This is a genomic window from Paenibacillus wynnii, from assembly GCF_030812855.1.
Lineage (GTDB): Bacteria > Bacillota > Bacilli > Paenibacillales > Paenibacillaceae > Paenibacillus_AQ > Paenibacillus_AQ wynnii_A.
In genome coordinates this window covers 161,009-176,234 of sequence record NZ_JAUSTK010000002.1, presented here as the reverse complement: position 1 = coordinate 176,234, position 15,226 = coordinate 161,009, and the positions used below count along the sequence as shown (strand labels likewise).

Below are 15,226 nucleotides of genomic sequence, written 5' to 3'. Positions count from 1 at the left end.
CTTTGAAATATGACGCTTTTGTCATGTCGGAAATGCAAAGCATCCGGGAAGCCTTTGCGGAGGCTTCTTCTTTTTTGAGTCGGTGCGGCTGCAACGAACCGCAGCGCAGTGCCCAATTGCTGCTCGAGCATGCTCTTGGCTTGTCCGGCGCGGCTTATTACATGGCCTTTGCCGATCCGTTTCCGGCTGAGCTGCGTTCCGCTTGGGAGGAATCGGTTACCCGCCGCGGCACGGGAGAACCCGTGCAGTATATTATAGGGGAACAGGAATTTTACGGGCGGAGCTTTGAAGTGACGCCCGATGTGCTTATTCCCCGGCCCGAGACGGAGCTGCTCGTCGAGGCGGTCTTGAAGTACGGCGCGGAGCTGTGGCCGGATGGACGGACCTGCGGTCAGGCCGCGGAGGGTACACCAGCCGCGCGCTCACTGACCGCTGTGGACATCGGCGCCGGCAGCGGCGCGATCTCGGTCACGCTGGCTGCGGAAGCGCCAGCGTGGCGGGTCTCTGCCGGCGATATCTCGCCGGCGGCACTGGCCGTAGCCGCGCGCAATGCCTTGCGCCACGGCACGGCTGTGGATTTCCGGCTCGGCGACCTGCTCGAGCCGTTTGCGGGCATGGAGACGGATATCCTCGTCTCCAACCCGCCGTACATTCCCGGCGGTGACATCGCCGGGCTGCAGCGCGAGGTGCGCGAGCATGAACCGCGCACGGCACTGGACGGCGGCGAGGACGGGTTGGACCCGTACCGCCGCATGATGGAGCAGCTCACGCTGCTCCCGGCTCCGCCGCGGCTGGTCGGCTTCGAGCTCGGCCTCGGCCAGGCGGAGCAGGTAGCCGGCCTGCTTACGGCGGCCGGTCACTGGAGCGAGATCGTTACGATTAACGATCTCGCCGGTATTCCGCGGCATGTGCTCGGAATATCGCGCTAATTCTAACAGTATCGGTGGATTTGTATTCTCGCAGCCCCTTCCCTTACAATGAAAACAACGGCTTTAGGTGCAAATAAGTACCGAAAAGGCCAATACAGAGAGCAAGGAGGCAGAGCATGCTTCAAAAGATTAAAAAAGTGGACGGCGTGATTGTCGTTATACTCGTATTGTTAATGGCCGTCAGCATCTTTGCCATCTACAGTGTTACTCATGGCAGGGACAAGCTGGATGGCTTCCAGATTCGGATGATCAAATTTTATGTGCTCGGATTCATTGCCTTCTTGGGGTTGACCTTTGTCGACTACCGGATTTTGGTCAAATACGGCTTATATGCCTATATATCAGGTGTTGCCTTGCTGATCCTTGTCAGCTTTATCGGGACAGAACAAAACGGGGCTCAAGGTTGGATAAAATTCGGTTCCATTGGTCTTCAGCCCGCAGAATTGTTTAAACTGGTTTTGATTCTTTTCTTGGCGGCGGTCCTTTATCGTAAAAATAAACATAAGTTGTCCTTTTGGGGTGACATCGTACCGCTGGGGTTGATCACGCTGCTGCCCTTTTTGGTGGTCATTTCTCAAAATGACTTGGGTAACGCGTTATCCTACATTGTGATTCTAATTGGGCTTCTATGGATTGGGAACATTAAATTCTCGCATGCGCTTATCGGCTTGCTGGTCATGGCGAGTACTGCTACTGCTGGAATTATGAGCTATATTCATTTTCATGACGACATTAAGACGTTTCTCACAGACATCAACCGATCTCACTGGATAGAACGTTTCGATCCATGGCTTGTACCGGATAAGGCTACGGCCAAAGCCAGCTATCATACCAAAAATGCTAAACTGGCTATTGCTTCAGGGGGGATGAGCGGGGAAGGTTATATGGAAGGCACTTCCGTGCAAACGGACCGAGTGCCGTACACTTACTCTGACTCTATCTTTGTGCAGATTGCCGAAGAGTTCGGCTTTGTCGGGTCGGCAGCGGTGCTGTTGCTGTATTTTATACTGATTCACCGAATGATACTAATTGCCCTTGAATGCAGGGATCGCAGCGGACCGTTTTTGATTGTCGGCGTTGTCGCCATGATGCTCTATCAAATCTTTGAGAATATCGGCGCGTTTATCGGCCTGATGCCGTTAACGGGCATTACACTGCCCTTCATTAGTTACGGAGGTACCTCGTTGCTAATTAATATGGCCAGTATTGGCCTGGTGATGAGCGTCAAACTTCATGGTCAGGAAGTGGAAGAGGACCTTCCGAAAAAATCTGTTTACTCGGCTCCGGCTAAGCAGCAGATGTAACTTGTTACCCTTACTTGAATCTAAAACCGTCAGACAATCTATAGGATTGCACTGGCGGTTTTTTTGCTTATTTCTCTACATGCCGATTCTTCTTGGCAGGTATTTATTGTAATCCCGTCTTCCAATCATTTACAATGAAACTACAGCTCTCCCGTGCGATTATTTGCATGCAAGCTAGTCGAAGCCAAGGAGACACATAACATGCTTGAGAAGATCAAAAAGATTGATGGAGTCATCGTGGTGATCCTTGTTTTACTTATGGCCGTAAGTATTACCTCCATTTATAGTGTGACTAATGGAACAGAGACTTTTGACGGTTCTCATATTCAGATGTTGAAATATTATGGACTGGGCTTCATTGCTTTTATTGGATTGTCGTTCTTGGATTATAGACTGCTTTTAAAAAACGCACTTTATATCTATCTGTTTGGAATTGGATTATTAGTGCTGGTCAGCTTTACCGAAAGTAAAAACGGTGCCAAGGGCTGGTTGGAATTGCCCGTGGTTGGTCTGAGTCTTCAACCTGCGGAGCTGTTTAAGCTCATTTTAATTCTTTTTTTAGCCTCAATGCTGATTTGGAAAAACAAAGATAGACTTACCTTTTGGCTGGATATTGTGCCCCTTACCTTAATTGCACTTGTTCCCTTCGGGATCGTAATTTTACAAAATGATCTGGGTAACGCCTTAAGTTACGCTATTATTTTGATGGGGCTGCTGTGGATCGGGAATATTAAATTTACGCATGCCTTAATCGGATTGGTGCTTATCGGCGGTTCTGCTTTTGCCGGAATTACCAGCTATATTCAATATCATGATCAGGCGGTTAGCTTCATAGAGGATAAGCTCGGCCGTGATCATTTGGTGAAACGCTTTGATCCGTGGCTGGTTCCTGAATTGGCCTCAAAGGATGCCAGCTATCATACTAAAAATGCCCAATTGGCTATCGCTTCCGGCGGAATGGTCGGAGAGGGGTATATGGAAGGGACATCCGTGCAGGCTGGCAAAGTTCCTTATACGTATTCGGATGCTATATTTGTGCAGATAGCTGAGGAATTTGGATTTTTGGGTTCTGCGGGAGTGCTGCTGCTATTTTTTATCCTAATTCATAGGATGGTTCTAATTGCGCTAGAGTGCAAGCAGCGAGGAGGGCCTCTTATCATTGTGGGGGTTGTGGCTATGCTGTTGTACCAGATCCTCGAAAATATCGGTGCCTTTATTGGTCTAATGCCTCTGACAGGTATTACTTTGCCTTTTATAAGCTTCGGCGGTACGTCTATATTAATCAATATGTCCAGTATGGGTATCGTCATGAGCGTCCATTTGTACGGAGAGGAAGAAGAGGACGATTTGCCGGTGTACCCTCGCTACTCACCCCCTCCCAAACTTCTCTAATTTCAATATTTAATAGATTGCTAGGTTTGCAGTCTCTCCCTCCCGGGCATACTGACTCACATGAGGGTATTGAGGGAGAGGGGTTATTCAGATGAACTTTGAGGAGCGTAGTGCGGGAGATTCCTTGCGTGTAACTGTAAAGTATACTGCCATTTTAATTTGTTTTTTTATGATTCTTATGATGGCCTGGGAAGGGCAAAAGACGGATGCTGCCGTTGCGGAGATTTCGATTCCGCAGGAATCAATCCGATTGCGTATTTTGGCCAATTCGGACGGTACACAGGACCAATTAGTTAAACGTCAAATTCGTGATGCTGTTGTGGCACAGATGAACCAATGGGTATCTGAATTGGAAGATCCGCAAAGCCTGGAGCAGGCACGTACACTGATTAGAGGGCATTTACCTGAATTGAACGCACTCGTGGGTACGGAGTTGGAATCGCGTGGTATGGATTATGCCTACAACGTTGAGCTTGGAGTCGTTCCTTTTCCGACCAAAATGTACGGTGGCACCGTCTACCCAGCGGGTGATTATGAAGCTGTACGAGTTACATTAGGGGCCGGCAAGGGGCAGAATTGGTGGTGTGTATTGTTTCCGCCGCTATGCTTCATTGATGCCGGTTCAGGAGATGCAGCTGCAAAGGATAGCAAGAAGGTTTCCGCTTCGGCTTCGGAAGGATCTAGTGGGAAATCGGTCGCAGGAAAGGTAATCAAAACGGGTGGGACGGTTAGTGATACAGACACCCAAACGTCTGAGGAGCCTAAGGTGCGCTTCTTCGTCTGGGAGCTGCTGCAAAAAATCGGGAGATGGTTCAGCAGTTTATGGGGATAATTGAATGCTTTATCCTCTGAAAAGGCATGTTGTTTTGACCCTTTCTATGATACTATTTCAGAAGCGGATCAACGCGGCTCCACGTGGTGGGGCCGTTTCTTCTTGTCAAAAACAACGACCTTGCAGAAAGTTAGTGATATTTATGGATAACAATCATGAAGAATCTCTGTTCGCTGTTCAGCGCCGGAGTGGAGATATAAGAACAACAGTTTATTGGGAGCTAAGCTCCGCGAAGGGTAATGCGGAAACATCTGATGATATTCATCGGATGGATCAAAGGGACATTGCCGAGGCTGCAGCTATGCTGCGTAATGGCGGTACGGTAGCTTTTCCTACGGAAACCGTCTATGGTCTTGGAGCTGATGCCCGGAATACACAGGCTGTAGAAGCGGTTTTTGCTGCCAAAGGACGTCCGTCCGATAATCCTCTTATCGTGCATATTGCTGATCTCGACGCACTGGATGAATTGGTGACAGAGGTGCATCCGGTTGCTGTCGCATTGATGGAAGCATACTGGCCCGGACCGCTGACGCTGGTGCTTCCGCTCCGGCCCGATGTATTGTCCCCCCTTGTGAGTGCGGGCTTGGATACGGTTGGTGTGCGGATACCCGATCATCCGGTTGCTCGGGCGCTGATCCGTGCAGCCGGCTGTCCGGTAGCTGCGCCGAGTGCCAATCGCTCCGGCCGGCCAAGCCCGACCTTAGCATCCCATGTAATGGACGACCTTACCGGATATATCGGAGGTGTTCTGGATGGCGGTGCCGCTGGTGTTGGTCTGGAATCCACGGTGGTGCAGGTTCAGCCTGACGGCTCCGTTTCTGTTCTTCGCCCCGGCGGGATAACCGCTGAGCAATTGTCTGCGGTAAGTGGTGCCGGCACGGTCGACAGTACATCTGCGGAAGCCTTGGACTTCACGCGGAAAGAGGCTGCCTCGATGCCATCGGACGCAGCAGGATTAAATGCCGCGGACGGAGAGCTCCCGGCCTCCGCTGCTGACAAGAACCCGGCGCCGCGCGCGCCGGGCATGAAGTACACGCACTACGCCCCGCGCGGCTGGCTTGGCGTAGTGCGCGGCTCTTCGCCGCTTCGCGTGGCGGAAAGAGCCGCGAGCCTGCTGCAGGCTGCGCAGCTGAACGGCGAGATCACGGGCTTGCTCCTCTTCGATGAGCATATCGCCCTGTATCCCGCCGTTCCCGCCGCCTGCGTCACTTCTCTCGGCTCGTTAGACTCGCCGGAGGAAGCTGCCCGCTCCCTATATGCCGCGCTGCGGCGCTTCGATGAAGCGGGAGCGACTTACATTCTGGCCGAGGCCTGTCCGGTAACCGGCCTCGGTGCAGCCATTATGAACCGGCTGATGAAAGCCGCCGGTGGTACCCTTATCGACGCAGGTTGACATCTGCGTCCCATTCCTATCGAACGAGCTTATGCCAATCTGGCATGATTGCACCCTTGTCCGCATATCGTGGTTGTACAGGATATATGGGACATGGGGGTATGGGCATGGGTGTGGTGGAAGTATATGCCGGGGCGGGGCAGATCATAACAATTGCCATCATGGCGGTTGCTCTGGGGCTGGACGCTTTTTCGCTGGGCGTTGGTATCGGAATGAAGGGCATCCGTCTGCTGCATGTGCTGCAACTGAGCCTGTTCGTTGCCTTTTTTCACGTGTTAATGCCTCTATTTGGGTTGGTTACGGGCGATTATGTAGGACAATTATTGGGACAGGTAACACAATATGCAGCCGGAGGGCTCTTGCTTTTACTTGGGGGGCATATGATAATTAATTCCTTTCGTTTCGGTGACGCCGGAGGCCTGCAGGCTGTTGATCATCGTTCCCTTTGGGGGATGCTTCTAATCTCACTGAGTGTTAGCGTGGATTCCTTTTCCGTAGGAGTTTCATTAGGGATGTTCGTGAATCATATCCTTTTGACAGTACTGACGTTCGGGGCCTGCGGGGGATTGATGTCTATGGTGGGATTGCTGCTGGGGCGTCGTGTTAGTCGGGGTCTTGGAGATTATGGAGAGGCGATTGGCGGAGCGATCCTGCTGGGGTTTGGTTTGCTGTTCATCTTTTGATACAATAACTACATATTATAAAATCATGGAGGTGGATAAGCATGCTGCATATTTTATTCGTCTGTACCGGGAATACGTGCCGTAGTCCTATGGCTGAAGGCCTGTTGCGCAAGCTCGCGCGGGAGCGGGGGGTCGACCTGGAAGTGCGGTCTGCGGGTGTATCCGCCATTACAGGAACCTCCGTTTCCAGACATGCCGCTGCTATATTGCGTGATGAAGGAATTAATGACGTTTCAACGTCTTCGCAGCTCAGCGAAGCTTTGATCTCTTGGGCTGATCTGGTGCTTACGCTTACCGGTGGACATAAACGGCATGTGCTGCAGCATTTTCCCGGTACGGTATCCAAGACACATACACTGAAGGAATATGTTGAAGATGAGGATGTAGTAGGCAGAGACCTACAGGAGCTGGATAGCTTATATGCTCAAGCTGAACTGGAGATCTCATTGGGTGGTGATCCGGACCCGGTCGACTTACAGCGAATTATTGAAATACGTCAGCGGATACCGAGTTTTGATATCTCGGACCCTTTTGGCGGCTCGCGTGATGATTATGAGATCGCTGCTGCTGAGATCCGTACAGCATTGCACAAGCTGCTCGATAAGCTGGAAGTCCCGCGTTATTAATTGCCATCCGGTAGGTGGTTGCTTTTCACTTAGCTTTGTTTTAAGATAAGATTACAAATATCGGTTCCGATGTAACTGGCGACAACTGTGGATCAAACCACGATGGAGCATCGGAATAAACGGCCGGTCGCCTGGGCACAAGAGCAAATCCGCAGCTACCTGCGGACTGCTCTTTTTTGTTTAAAATCTATAGTGAACTAAGCTTTAACTCGTAAGGAGGAAAGGCGATGAATGAAGTTGTAGGGAAAGAATTGTCACTGTTTGAGGAAACCCTCTCTGTACTTAGAGAGTTCGCAGCTGTTGGCAAATTAGGCCCAGGTAAGGTTGTTGTCGTCGGTGTGAGTACAAGTGAGGTCGCAGGCGTCCGTATTGGGACAGGCGGTGCACTTGAGGTAGCGGAACAGCTGCTAAAGGGCGTGCGTCAAGCCTCAGAGGAATTTGGTTTTCATCCGGTATACCAGTGCTGTGAGCACTTGAATCGCGCGCTGGTGATGGAGCGTTCCTTGCTTATGTCACTTGGATTAAATGAAGTAACAGCCGTTCCCATTCCTGGAGCAGGAGGTTCAATGGCTGCAGCGGCTTACCGTTCAATGGCTGATCCGGTGCTTGCAGAAACGGTACAAGCCCATGCCGGTGTGGATATCGGCGAGACGCTGATCGGTATGCATTTACGCCGAGTAGCAGTGCCCTTTAGACCCTCCTTGCGTTATATAGGAGAGGCGCGTGTGAATGCTGCTTGGAGCAGACCCCCGCTGATTGGTGGCGAAAGGGCTGTTTATCTCCGCATCCCCAATGAAAGTGATTCGCAGCTTTGCGATTGACTGATAGGATTACATCAAACATACACCCAGGGAGGAAATAAGAATCATGGAACAATTACGTAAGAGTGACCCGGCAGTATTGGAAGCGATGGGATTGGAACTGAAGCGTCAGCGTGCGAACATTGAGCTTATTGCCTCGGAGAATATTGTTAGTGAAGCGGTAATCGAAGCGATGGGTTCTGTCCTCACGAACAAATATGCGGAAGGATATCCGGGTAAACGTTACTATGGCGGTTGTGAAGATGTAGATATCGTTGAGAATCTTGCCCGTGACCGTGCCAAAGAATTGTTTGGTGCAGAGCATGCCAATGTGCAACCGCACTCCGGTGCGCAGGCGAATATGGCGGTATACCTTGCGGCCCTTAACCCTGGAGATACTGTGCTTGGTATGAACCTGGCTCATGGCGGTCATTTAACACACGGCAGCCCTGTAAATGCTTCCGGCTTGCTTTATAACTTCGTAGCCTACGGAGTACAGGAAGATACATTCCTTATTGATTATAATGAAGTCCGCAAATTAGCGTTCAAGCATCGTCCCCGTATGATTGTAGCCGGTGCAAGTGCATATCCGCGCACTATTGACTTTGAAGCTATGGCTTCCATCGCCAATGATGTAGGCGCATTGTTTTTTGTAGATATGGCTCATATTGCGGGTCTGGTAGCCGCGGGTCTTCACCCAAGTCCGATTCCACATGCTCATTTTGTTACCACAACTACTCACAAAACTCTTCGCGGTCCACGCGGCGGTCTGATTTTATGTAAACAAGCATGGGCGGCGGCTATTGATAAAGCTGTATTCCCGGGCTCCCAAGGCGGTCCATTAATGCATGTTATAGCTTCCAAAGCAGTAGCCTTAGGTGAAGCTCTGCAGCCGTCTTTCAAAACCTATGCGCAAAATGTAGTTAATAATGCCAAGGTTTTGGCAGACACACTTATTAGTGAAGGTGTAAATATCGTCTCTGGAGGAACGGACAACCATTTAATGCTGCTGGATACCCGCAATCTCAACATTACTGGTAAAGATGCAGAGAAAGTATTGGATTCCATCGGAATTACTGTGAACAAAAATGCGATTCCTTTTGATCCTACAAGCCCGTTTGTAACCAGCGGTATTCGTATCGGTACACCGGCTGTTACTTCCCGGGGTATGGATGAGCAGGCTATGGTTGAAATCGGACAGATCATCGCCAAAGTTCTGAAGCAACCTAAGGATGAGTCAACACTGGCTGAAGCGGCTCGTGACGTTGCTAAGATTACTGAAAGATTCCCAATCTATCCTGATCTGCAGTACTAGTTCTGACCCTTAATTTATTAATGTTATAGGCTTCTGTGAGATCCGATGTTTCGGACTTTGCAGAAGTCTTTTTTAAAATATAACAATATAGACTCGCTTGCTAATGCTGGCTCCTATGGTTTTCATATTACCGTTCGTTCCTTCTCGATTTTTGTAATTTTTTTCTTCAGCTTGTTTAGAAGGGATTTATCCTGCTAAATTAAGGATTCAGTCACTATGGAGTTATATAGAGGGGATTCTGGAGCATAAATTTCGGATTTTGGCTACCCAATATAGGAGGGTAGTCCGTGGAATAGATGTACTTTGTACACTTATTTCTAGCTTTTGGCGCTCGGATGTATGGATAGATGTACTTTGTGCAATTAAAAACACGGATATGCCGGTTAAACCCCGGAATACCAAAAAATAAGTGTATAAAGTGCAATTAAACATCCTAAAGTGTGCTAAGAGAGAAATATAAGTGTACGTAGTGCAACTATACATGTTGAAACCCGTGTAGGTAGACGATTTTCCGTAGTTGTCGAGGATACCCGATGAGATACGTCCACTCTCTTACTCCAACTTATTGACGCTACCTCAATATTGAAAATTTTCTTAAATATATAGGGGGCTTTTCCCTCTAACTTTATTAACACAGCAATGTCCTAGTAGCAAAATGAATTTAAACAAACTTGTCATAATCGGTTACTACTACATGACCAAGGAGTAAATCTTAAGTACTGTCTATATAGTATCCTTCTATATTTACGAGAAACGTCTGTCGTCCATAAAGACGACGAAGTCGTTTCTTCTTGTATTAAAATGAAAGTTCATGAAACTTTCAATAAAATGAGTGAAATAAATGTGAAAAGTATGAAAGTGCCTGTATTCACACAAACTAATACGAATTTATCCGCTTTAGAGAAGATACATATCTGCCGATGAGTAAGCAAATCTTCCACAGATTAAATCTTCACTCAGAAATCGGTTCCTCAGTAGGTGAAAAGCAGAGCCGAGGGTGATATAATAGACAAGATTTATCTGCAGGAGTAGTTGAACTTGCTGATGTACAACAAGACTTATAAGTACCGGAGGGACAAGTTAATGGGAAAATTGGTGATTTGCGATCATCCTTTGATTCAGCACAAACTTACATTTATTCGCGATGTGCGGACCAACACGAAGGAGTTTAGGGAGCATGTTGATGAAGTTGCGACACTAATGGCTTATGAGATTACGCGTAATATTCCACTTGAGACGATTACGGTTCAAACACCTGTCGCTGAAACGGAAAGCAAGGTTATTTCAGGCAGAATGCTGGGTCTTATCCCTATTCTGCGCGCTGGATTAGGTATGCTGGAAGGTGTTCTCAAGCTGCTTCCGGCAGCCAAAGTAGGACATGTAGGATTGTTCCGTGATCCGGATACGCTTCAACCGGTGGAATACTACATAAAACTACCTACTGATGTACAAGAGCGCGAATTGATTGTTATCGATCCGATGCTGGCTACTGGAGGATCTGCTATTGCAGCTATCACATCCTTGAAGAACCGCGGCTGTACCCAAATTAAGATGATGAACCTGATTGCTGCTCCTGAAGGTGTTGCGGCTGTACAAGCTGCTCATCCTGATGTGGACATTTATGTAGCAGCCCTGGATGACCACCTGAATGAACACGGTTATATTGTTCCGGGACTAGGAGATGCAGGAGACCGTTTATACGGTACTAAGTAATACCAAAGAAGAGAAGGCTATAATGAGAGGGTAGGGGTTATGACCAAAATTAAAGTGATGACAATTTTCGGCGTGCGCCCCGAGGCGATCAAAATGGCGCCGCTGGTTCTAGAGCTGAACAAGCATTCGGAGCATATAGAGTCAATCGTATGTGTAACAGCACAGCACAGGGAACTTCTTGATCAAGTATTAGAAGTATTCAAGATTACGCCGGATTACGATCTGGACGTTATGAAGAATCAACAAACCTTGAATGAGATCACTATTCGTGTTCTGGAAGGGCTTGAGCCCGTGCTTCGGGAAGTAAAGCCTGACCTAGTGTTAGTGCACGGCGATACCCTAACCACGTTCCTGGCCAGCTACGCTTCATTTCTCCAGCAAATTCAGGTTGGGCATGTGGAAGCAGGTCTTCGGACCTGGAACAAGCTTTCCCCGTATCCTGAGGAAATGAACCGTCAATTGACAGGGGTTTTGGCGGATGTACACTTTGCTCCGACCGATTGGTCAGCGGGCAATTTGAGACAAGAGAATAAAAAAGAGTCAAGTATTTATATCACAGGCAATACCGTAACTGATGTGTTTCAATATACCGTAAAGTCGGACTACCGACATCCTGTATTGGATTTTGCTTCAGGAAAAAGACTTATTTTGATGACGGCGCACCGCAGAGAATCACAAGGCGAACCGCACCGTCATATTTTCCGTGCTGTCAAAAGAATCGCTGATGAATTTGAAGATGTCGCTATCGTATATCCTGTGCATCCGAGTCCCGCAGTGAAGGGACCGGCACATGAGATATTAGGCGGACATCCGAGAATTAAGCTGATTGATCCATTGGATGTCGTTGACCTGCACAATTTTTATCCGCATACCCACTTAATTCTTACCGATTCCGGCGGTTTGCAAGAAGAAGCGCCATCCTTTGGAGTACCGGTGCTTGTATTGCGTGATACGACGGAGCGCCCGGAAGGAATTGAGGCTGGAACACTCGAGCTGGTGGGGACGGACGAGGAGAAGGTGTATCAACGGACACATGCTCTTTTGACTGATCAGGATCTATATCAGTCCATGAGCCGGGCCGCCAACCCGTATGGAGATGGGAAAGCTTCGGAAAGAATTGTCAATGCGATTTTGCACCATTTCGGTGTAAAAGAAGAGCGCCCGGAAGAGTTTCACAGAATGTTCACACAAAATAGCTAAAAAGTTTAAAACTAATATTCTGTAAAGATTGAATTTAACATACAGTGAAACTGTACGGTTTATATGGTTTTGGAACAGTTTGCTGTGATTATTTTCATGTTTTCAGGGCTTTTTGGGTAATGTTCAATGAATTGACAAAGAGTCTAGAAATTCAGTAAAATTAGTTGGGATTGTAGCCGATGAATGAACCGAAACACAAAGACAGCCTTGCACGGACTGGACTTGTTATTGGCAGTGCAGGAACTTTGTTCGCCGCTCACATTATTATCGGTTTTTTCGCGGCGAGATGGCTGCAGAATCAGTTTGATGGACCCAGCTATTGGCTGGCTATCGGCACCATAACGGGAATGGTTCTGGGTATCGTTAATGTCGTCCTGTTAATCAAAAAATTTTTGGGGGAGCAGAATGGATAATATGACTCCCATGATCAATGCCGTCACCAGAATAACTTTCGTTCTTATGGCAGGTTTGCTAATGGGTTGGGCGCTTCATCATGAATCCCGATCGATTACGCTTGGTCTGACCATAGGACTGGTGGCAGGGTTGGCCAGTTTCCGTTATCTGGCCGTTAAGGTTCGGCGAGTAACGGAAGCCGCTGTGAGTAATAAAGGAAAGAATTTCAGCCTCGGTTTTGTCACACGGATTTGCTTGGCTCTTTTGGTCGTTATGTTCTCGGTCAAGGTCGGGCAATTCTCTTTGGAAGCGACTATTGCCGGACTGTTCATTCCCCAGCTTCTCGCTATTCCTACGGGGATATTTCTGAGTAAGAAAAACAAGCTCTAATCAGATTAAAGAGAAAGGGGGGAAATGATACTATGCATGCAATGCCGTTAATTTATCTTGGAGGAATACCGATAGACCTCTCTGCTGTTCTGATGCTTTTTATCAGTTCGTTAGTTGTATTCGTTCTGGTAATGATGTCGGTCCGCAGGCTTTCAGTCGAGAATCCTTCCAAGCTGCAGAATTTTATGGAGTGGGTTGTAGAATTTGTACAAGGTGTCATAGGCAGTGCCATGGATTTGAAGAAAGGGAAACCTTACATATCTTTGGGTCTGACTCTGATTTTGTTCATTTTTGTCTCGAACCTGCTGGGTTTACCGTTTTCGGTAATAACAGAGGCACATGAACCGGTTACCGTGTTCGGGCATGTTATTGAAGCCACAAGAAACTTGGCCCACGGAGAGCATGTTGAGATCTTGTGGTATAAGTCACCGACTGCTGATATTAACGTTACCGCGGGGTTGGCCATTATCGTCTTCGTGTTAATGAACTATTTGGGAATCAAGCTTAATGGTAAACATTACTTTAAGCACTATATTCAGCCGTTCCCGATCTTTCTGCCGCTGAACATTATTGAGAATTTGGCAAAGCCGGTGGCGTTGGCAATTCGTCTATTCGCTAACATTTTTGCAGGTGAGGTATTGATTACGGTCATTCTGAAGCTGGGTGTAGCGAGTATTCCGTTCTTGGCGATATGGCAAGGATTCAGTATATTCGTCGGAGCGCTGCAAGCCTTCATCTTTACGATTCTGACGATGGTTTACATCGCGCAGATGACGACTCACGAAGAAGAAGCACATTAATGAACTTCTGTGAAGAAGTGGGCTAATCGGCCCAATTCCATTCGCAGGAGATATCTTATATCATTAAACACAATATGAACCGAAATTAAAGGAGGATATTTACAAATGGATTTATTAGCAGCAGCAATAGCAGTAGGATTAGGCGCACTGGGTGCAGGTCTTGGTAACGGTATGATCGTTAGTAGAACAGTAGAATCAATCGCTCGTCAACCGGAAGCTCGTAACCAACTGCAAACAACAATGTTTATCGGTGTAGGTATCGTCGAAGTTATTCCTTTGGCGGCAACCGTAATTGCATTCCTGATCATGTTTTCTTAATAATCCGTATTTACGGTTTGGCGGGGACGGCCGATGCCATCCGCGCCTTACTTTTGTATAGGTCCGCATGTCGCGGTAACGGAAGGGAGTGACTTCAATGGAAATAGTGTACACAAATATTATCTTCTCAATAGCAGCATTTGCGATTCTATATTTCTTGCTAAGCAAGTATGCGTTCAGCAAATTGTTTGCAGTAATGGAGACACGTCGCGAATTAGTCATGCAGCAAATGGATGAAGCGGCGAAGACCAGAGAACAGGCAGTCGCTTATGTTGAGGAGCAGAAACAGGCGCTGAACAGTGCCCGTAAAGAAGCTCAAACCATTATTCAGCAATCCCAGATTACCAGCAGTCAGCAGGTAGACCGGATTCTGGAGCAAGCTAAAGCTGATGCAGCGCGCGTAAAAGACGAAGCGGTTCGGGATATCGAGAACGAGAAGAACAAAGCCGTTGAAGAACTGCGCAGTGAAATCGGAACAGCATCTGTACGCATCGCTTCCAAGCTTCTTCAAAAAGAAGTTAGTGTGAGCGGTGAACAAGAGCAGCTCGTTGATCAATACCTCAAAGAGGTAGGAGGCCGATCATGAGCCGCGATACGGTAGTTGCCAAGCGTTATGCCAAGGCGTTATACAGTGCAGCGTTGGAAAAGGGAATCACACTTGAAGTAGAAGAACAGCTCAAGGCAGTAGTCGAAGTGCTTCACTTTGACCAAGAGGTGAAACGGTTCCTTGTTGCGCCGCGCATCTCCCAAACTGACAAGCTTAATGTGCTCCGCACAGCGCTTCAGGGTAAAATCTCTCCAACGGTGATGAACACGGTAGAGCTGCTGGTAGAGCGGGGCAGAACCGATATTTTAGCAGAGCTGCTAGAAACGTATATCAAAATTGAAGGAGATGCCCTGGGCATCGGCGATGCTACGGTTTACTCCACTTATGCACTTGATGAAGAGGAGCAGGCAAAGGTAGCTGCTGAATTCGGCCAGTTGGTTAAGCGGACTATTCGCATTACCAATGTGGTAGATAAGAGCCTGCTTGGCGGACTTAAAGTCGTTATCGGTGATACGCTGTATGATGGCAGTCTGTCCGGTAAATTGGAGCGTCTCGAGAAATCTTTTAATGATAAGCAAAGAAGATAGGGGT

The 15,226-nt window shown here is 48.0% G+C and carries 17 protein-coding genes and 1 riboswitch; all 17 genes read left to right on the top strand.

Features of this window, described 5'->3' with window-relative positions:
* Positions 1 to 2 precede the first annotated feature (2 nt).
* The 17 genes from prmC (at position 3) to J2T20_RS02685 (ending at position 15,222) form a co-directional block, all read left to right on the top strand.
* On the top strand, positions 3 to 929 hold the full coding sequence (gene prmC / locus J2T20_RS02765) for a peptide chain release factor N(5)-glutamine methyltransferase (protein WP_307585349.1): 927 nt from the start codon (positions 3 to 5) through the stop codon (positions 927 to 929).
* Positions 930 to 1,045: 116 nt separating this feature from the next.
* On the top strand, positions 1,046 to 2,233 hold the full coding sequence (locus tag J2T20_RS02760) for an FtsW/RodA/SpoVE family cell cycle protein (RefSeq protein WP_307585348.1): 1,188 nt from the start codon (positions 1,046 to 1,048) through the stop codon (positions 2,231 to 2,233).
* Positions 2,234 to 2,434: 201 nt separating this feature from the next.
* Positions 2,435 to 3,625 carry an FtsW/RodA/SpoVE family cell cycle protein gene (locus J2T20_RS02755; RefSeq protein WP_307585346.1) on the top strand — a complete coding sequence of 397 codons (1,191 nt, stop codon included), beginning with the start codon at positions 2,435 to 2,437 and terminating at the stop codon, positions 3,623 to 3,625.
* A gap of 91 nt (positions 3,626 to 3,716) precedes the next feature.
* The gene (gene spoIIR / locus J2T20_RS02750) at positions 3,717 to 4,457 is read left to right on the top strand and encodes a stage II sporulation protein R (RefSeq protein WP_373457743.1); all 741 of its coding nucleotides are present in this window, start codon (positions 3,717 to 3,719) and stop codon (positions 4,455 to 4,457) included.
* 142 nt (positions 4,458 to 4,599) lie between these two features.
* A complete protein-coding gene (locus J2T20_RS02745; protein WP_373457742.1) occupies positions 4,600 to 5,850 on the top strand; it encodes an L-threonylcarbamoyladenylate synthase in 1,251 nt (416 codons plus the stop codon).
* Positions 5,851 to 5,957: 107 nt separating this feature from the next.
* Positions 5,958 to 6,533: a manganese efflux pump MntP gene (locus J2T20_RS02740; RefSeq protein ID WP_307585344.1), complete on the top strand. Its 576-nt coding sequence runs from the start codon at positions 5,958 to 5,960 to the stop codon at positions 6,531 to 6,533.
* Between the two features lie 41 nt (positions 6,534 to 6,574).
* The gene (locus J2T20_RS02735; RefSeq protein ID WP_307585342.1) at positions 6,575 to 7,159 is read left to right on the top strand and encodes a low molecular weight protein arginine phosphatase; all 585 of its coding nucleotides are present in this window, start codon (positions 6,575 to 6,577) and stop codon (positions 7,157 to 7,159) included.
* A gap of 61 nt (positions 7,160 to 7,220) precedes the next feature.
* Positions 7,221 to 7,303, top strand: a riboswitch (ZMP/ZTP riboswitch).
* An 83-nt stretch (positions 7,304 to 7,386) separates the two neighbouring features.
* Positions 7,387 to 7,980, top strand: a complete 594-nt coding sequence (locus tag J2T20_RS02730) for a TIGR01440 family protein (protein WP_307585340.1) — start codon at positions 7,387 to 7,389, stop codon at positions 7,978 to 7,980.
* Between the two features lie 43 nt (positions 7,981 to 8,023).
* A complete protein-coding gene (glyA, locus tag J2T20_RS02725) occupies positions 8,024 to 9,274 on the top strand; it encodes a serine hydroxymethyltransferase (RefSeq protein ID WP_307585760.1) in 1,251 nt (416 codons plus the stop codon).
* 1,083 nt (positions 9,275 to 10,357) lie between these two features.
* Positions 10,358 to 10,987, top strand: a complete 630-nt coding sequence (gene upp / locus J2T20_RS02720; protein WP_036652544.1) for a uracil phosphoribosyltransferase — start codon at positions 10,358 to 10,360, stop codon at positions 10,985 to 10,987.
* Positions 10,988 to 11,026: 39 nt separating this feature from the next.
* On the top strand, positions 11,027 to 12,187 hold the full coding sequence (wecB, locus tag J2T20_RS02715; RefSeq protein WP_307585338.1) for a non-hydrolyzing UDP-N-acetylglucosamine 2-epimerase: 1,161 nt from the start codon (positions 11,027 to 11,029) through the stop codon (positions 12,185 to 12,187).
* A 179-nt stretch (positions 12,188 to 12,366) separates the two neighbouring features.
* Positions 12,367 to 12,600 carry an AtpZ/AtpI family protein gene (locus J2T20_RS02710; protein WP_307585336.1) on the top strand — a complete coding sequence of 78 codons (234 nt, stop codon included), beginning with the start codon at positions 12,367 to 12,369 and terminating at the stop codon, positions 12,598 to 12,600.
* Positions 12,593 to 12,970: an ATP synthase subunit I gene (locus J2T20_RS02705; RefSeq protein WP_307585335.1), complete on the top strand. Its 378-nt coding sequence runs from the start codon at positions 12,593 to 12,595 to the stop codon at positions 12,968 to 12,970. The genes J2T20_RS02710 and J2T20_RS02705 overlap by 8 nt, the downstream gene beginning before the upstream one ends.
* A 32-nt stretch (positions 12,971 to 13,002) precedes the next feature.
* A complete protein-coding gene (gene atpB / locus J2T20_RS02700; RefSeq protein WP_307585333.1) occupies positions 13,003 to 13,770 on the top strand; it encodes a F0F1 ATP synthase subunit A in 768 nt (255 codons plus the stop codon).
* A 105-nt stretch (positions 13,771 to 13,875) separates the two neighbouring features.
* Positions 13,876 to 14,088, top strand: coding sequence for a F0F1 ATP synthase subunit C (atpE, locus tag J2T20_RS02695; protein WP_307585331.1), 213 nt, complete (start codon positions 13,876 to 13,878; stop codon positions 14,086 to 14,088).
* Positions 14,089 to 14,185: 97 nt separating this feature from the next.
* Positions 14,186 to 14,674, top strand: a complete 489-nt coding sequence (gene atpF, locus J2T20_RS02690; protein ID WP_307585330.1) for a F0F1 ATP synthase subunit B — start codon at positions 14,186 to 14,188, stop codon at positions 14,672 to 14,674.
* Positions 14,671 to 15,222: a F0F1 ATP synthase subunit delta gene (locus J2T20_RS02685; RefSeq protein WP_307585329.1), complete on the top strand. Its 552-nt coding sequence runs from the start codon at positions 14,671 to 14,673 to the stop codon at positions 15,220 to 15,222. The genes atpF and J2T20_RS02685 overlap by 4 nt, the downstream gene beginning before the upstream one ends.
* Positions 15,223 to 15,226: the final 4 nt, after the last annotated feature.

Coding starts and splice junctions, on each gene's coding strand:
- J2T20_RS02710 (WP_307585336.1), top strand. CDS start 12,367: ATGAATGAACCGAAACACAAAGACAGCCTTGCACGGACTGGACTTGTT.
- J2T20_RS02685 (WP_307585329.1), top strand. CDS start 14,671: ATGAGCCGCGATACGGTAGTTGCCAAGCGTTATGCCAAGGCGTTATAC.
- J2T20_RS02740 (WP_307585344.1), top strand. CDS start 5,958: ATGGGTGTGGTGGAAGTATATGCCGGGGCGGGGCAGATCATAACAATT.
- atpB (WP_307585333.1), top strand. CDS start 13,003: ATGCATGCAATGCCGTTAATTTATCTTGGAGGAATACCGATAGACCTC.
- J2T20_RS02705 (WP_307585335.1), top strand. CDS start 12,593: ATGGATAATATGACTCCCATGATCAATGCCGTCACCAGAATAACTTTC.
- J2T20_RS02745 (WP_373457742.1), top strand. CDS start 4,600: ATGGATAACAATCATGAAGAATCTCTGTTCGCTGTTCAGCGCCGGAGT.
- spoIIR (WP_373457743.1), top strand. CDS start 3,717: ATGAACTTTGAGGAGCGTAGTGCGGGAGATTCCTTGCGTGTAACTGTA.
- atpF (WP_307585330.1), top strand. CDS start 14,186: ATGGAAATAGTGTACACAAATATTATCTTCTCAATAGCAGCATTTGCG.
- J2T20_RS02730 (WP_307585340.1), top strand. CDS start 7,387: ATGAATGAAGTTGTAGGGAAAGAATTGTCACTGTTTGAGGAAACCCTC.
- J2T20_RS02735 (WP_307585342.1), top strand. CDS start 6,575: ATGCTGCATATTTTATTCGTCTGTACCGGGAATACGTGCCGTAGTCCT.
- J2T20_RS02755 (WP_307585346.1), top strand. CDS start 2,435: ATGCTTGAGAAGATCAAAAAGATTGATGGAGTCATCGTGGTGATCCTT.
- wecB (WP_307585338.1), top strand. CDS start 11,027: ATGACCAAAATTAAAGTGATGACAATTTTCGGCGTGCGCCCCGAGGCG.
- J2T20_RS02760 (WP_307585348.1), top strand. CDS start 1,046: ATGCTTCAAAAGATTAAAAAAGTGGACGGCGTGATTGTCGTTATACTC.
- atpE (WP_307585331.1), top strand. CDS start 13,876: ATGGATTTATTAGCAGCAGCAATAGCAGTAGGATTAGGCGCACTGGGT.
- upp (WP_036652544.1), top strand. CDS start 10,358: ATGGGAAAATTGGTGATTTGCGATCATCCTTTGATTCAGCACAAACTT.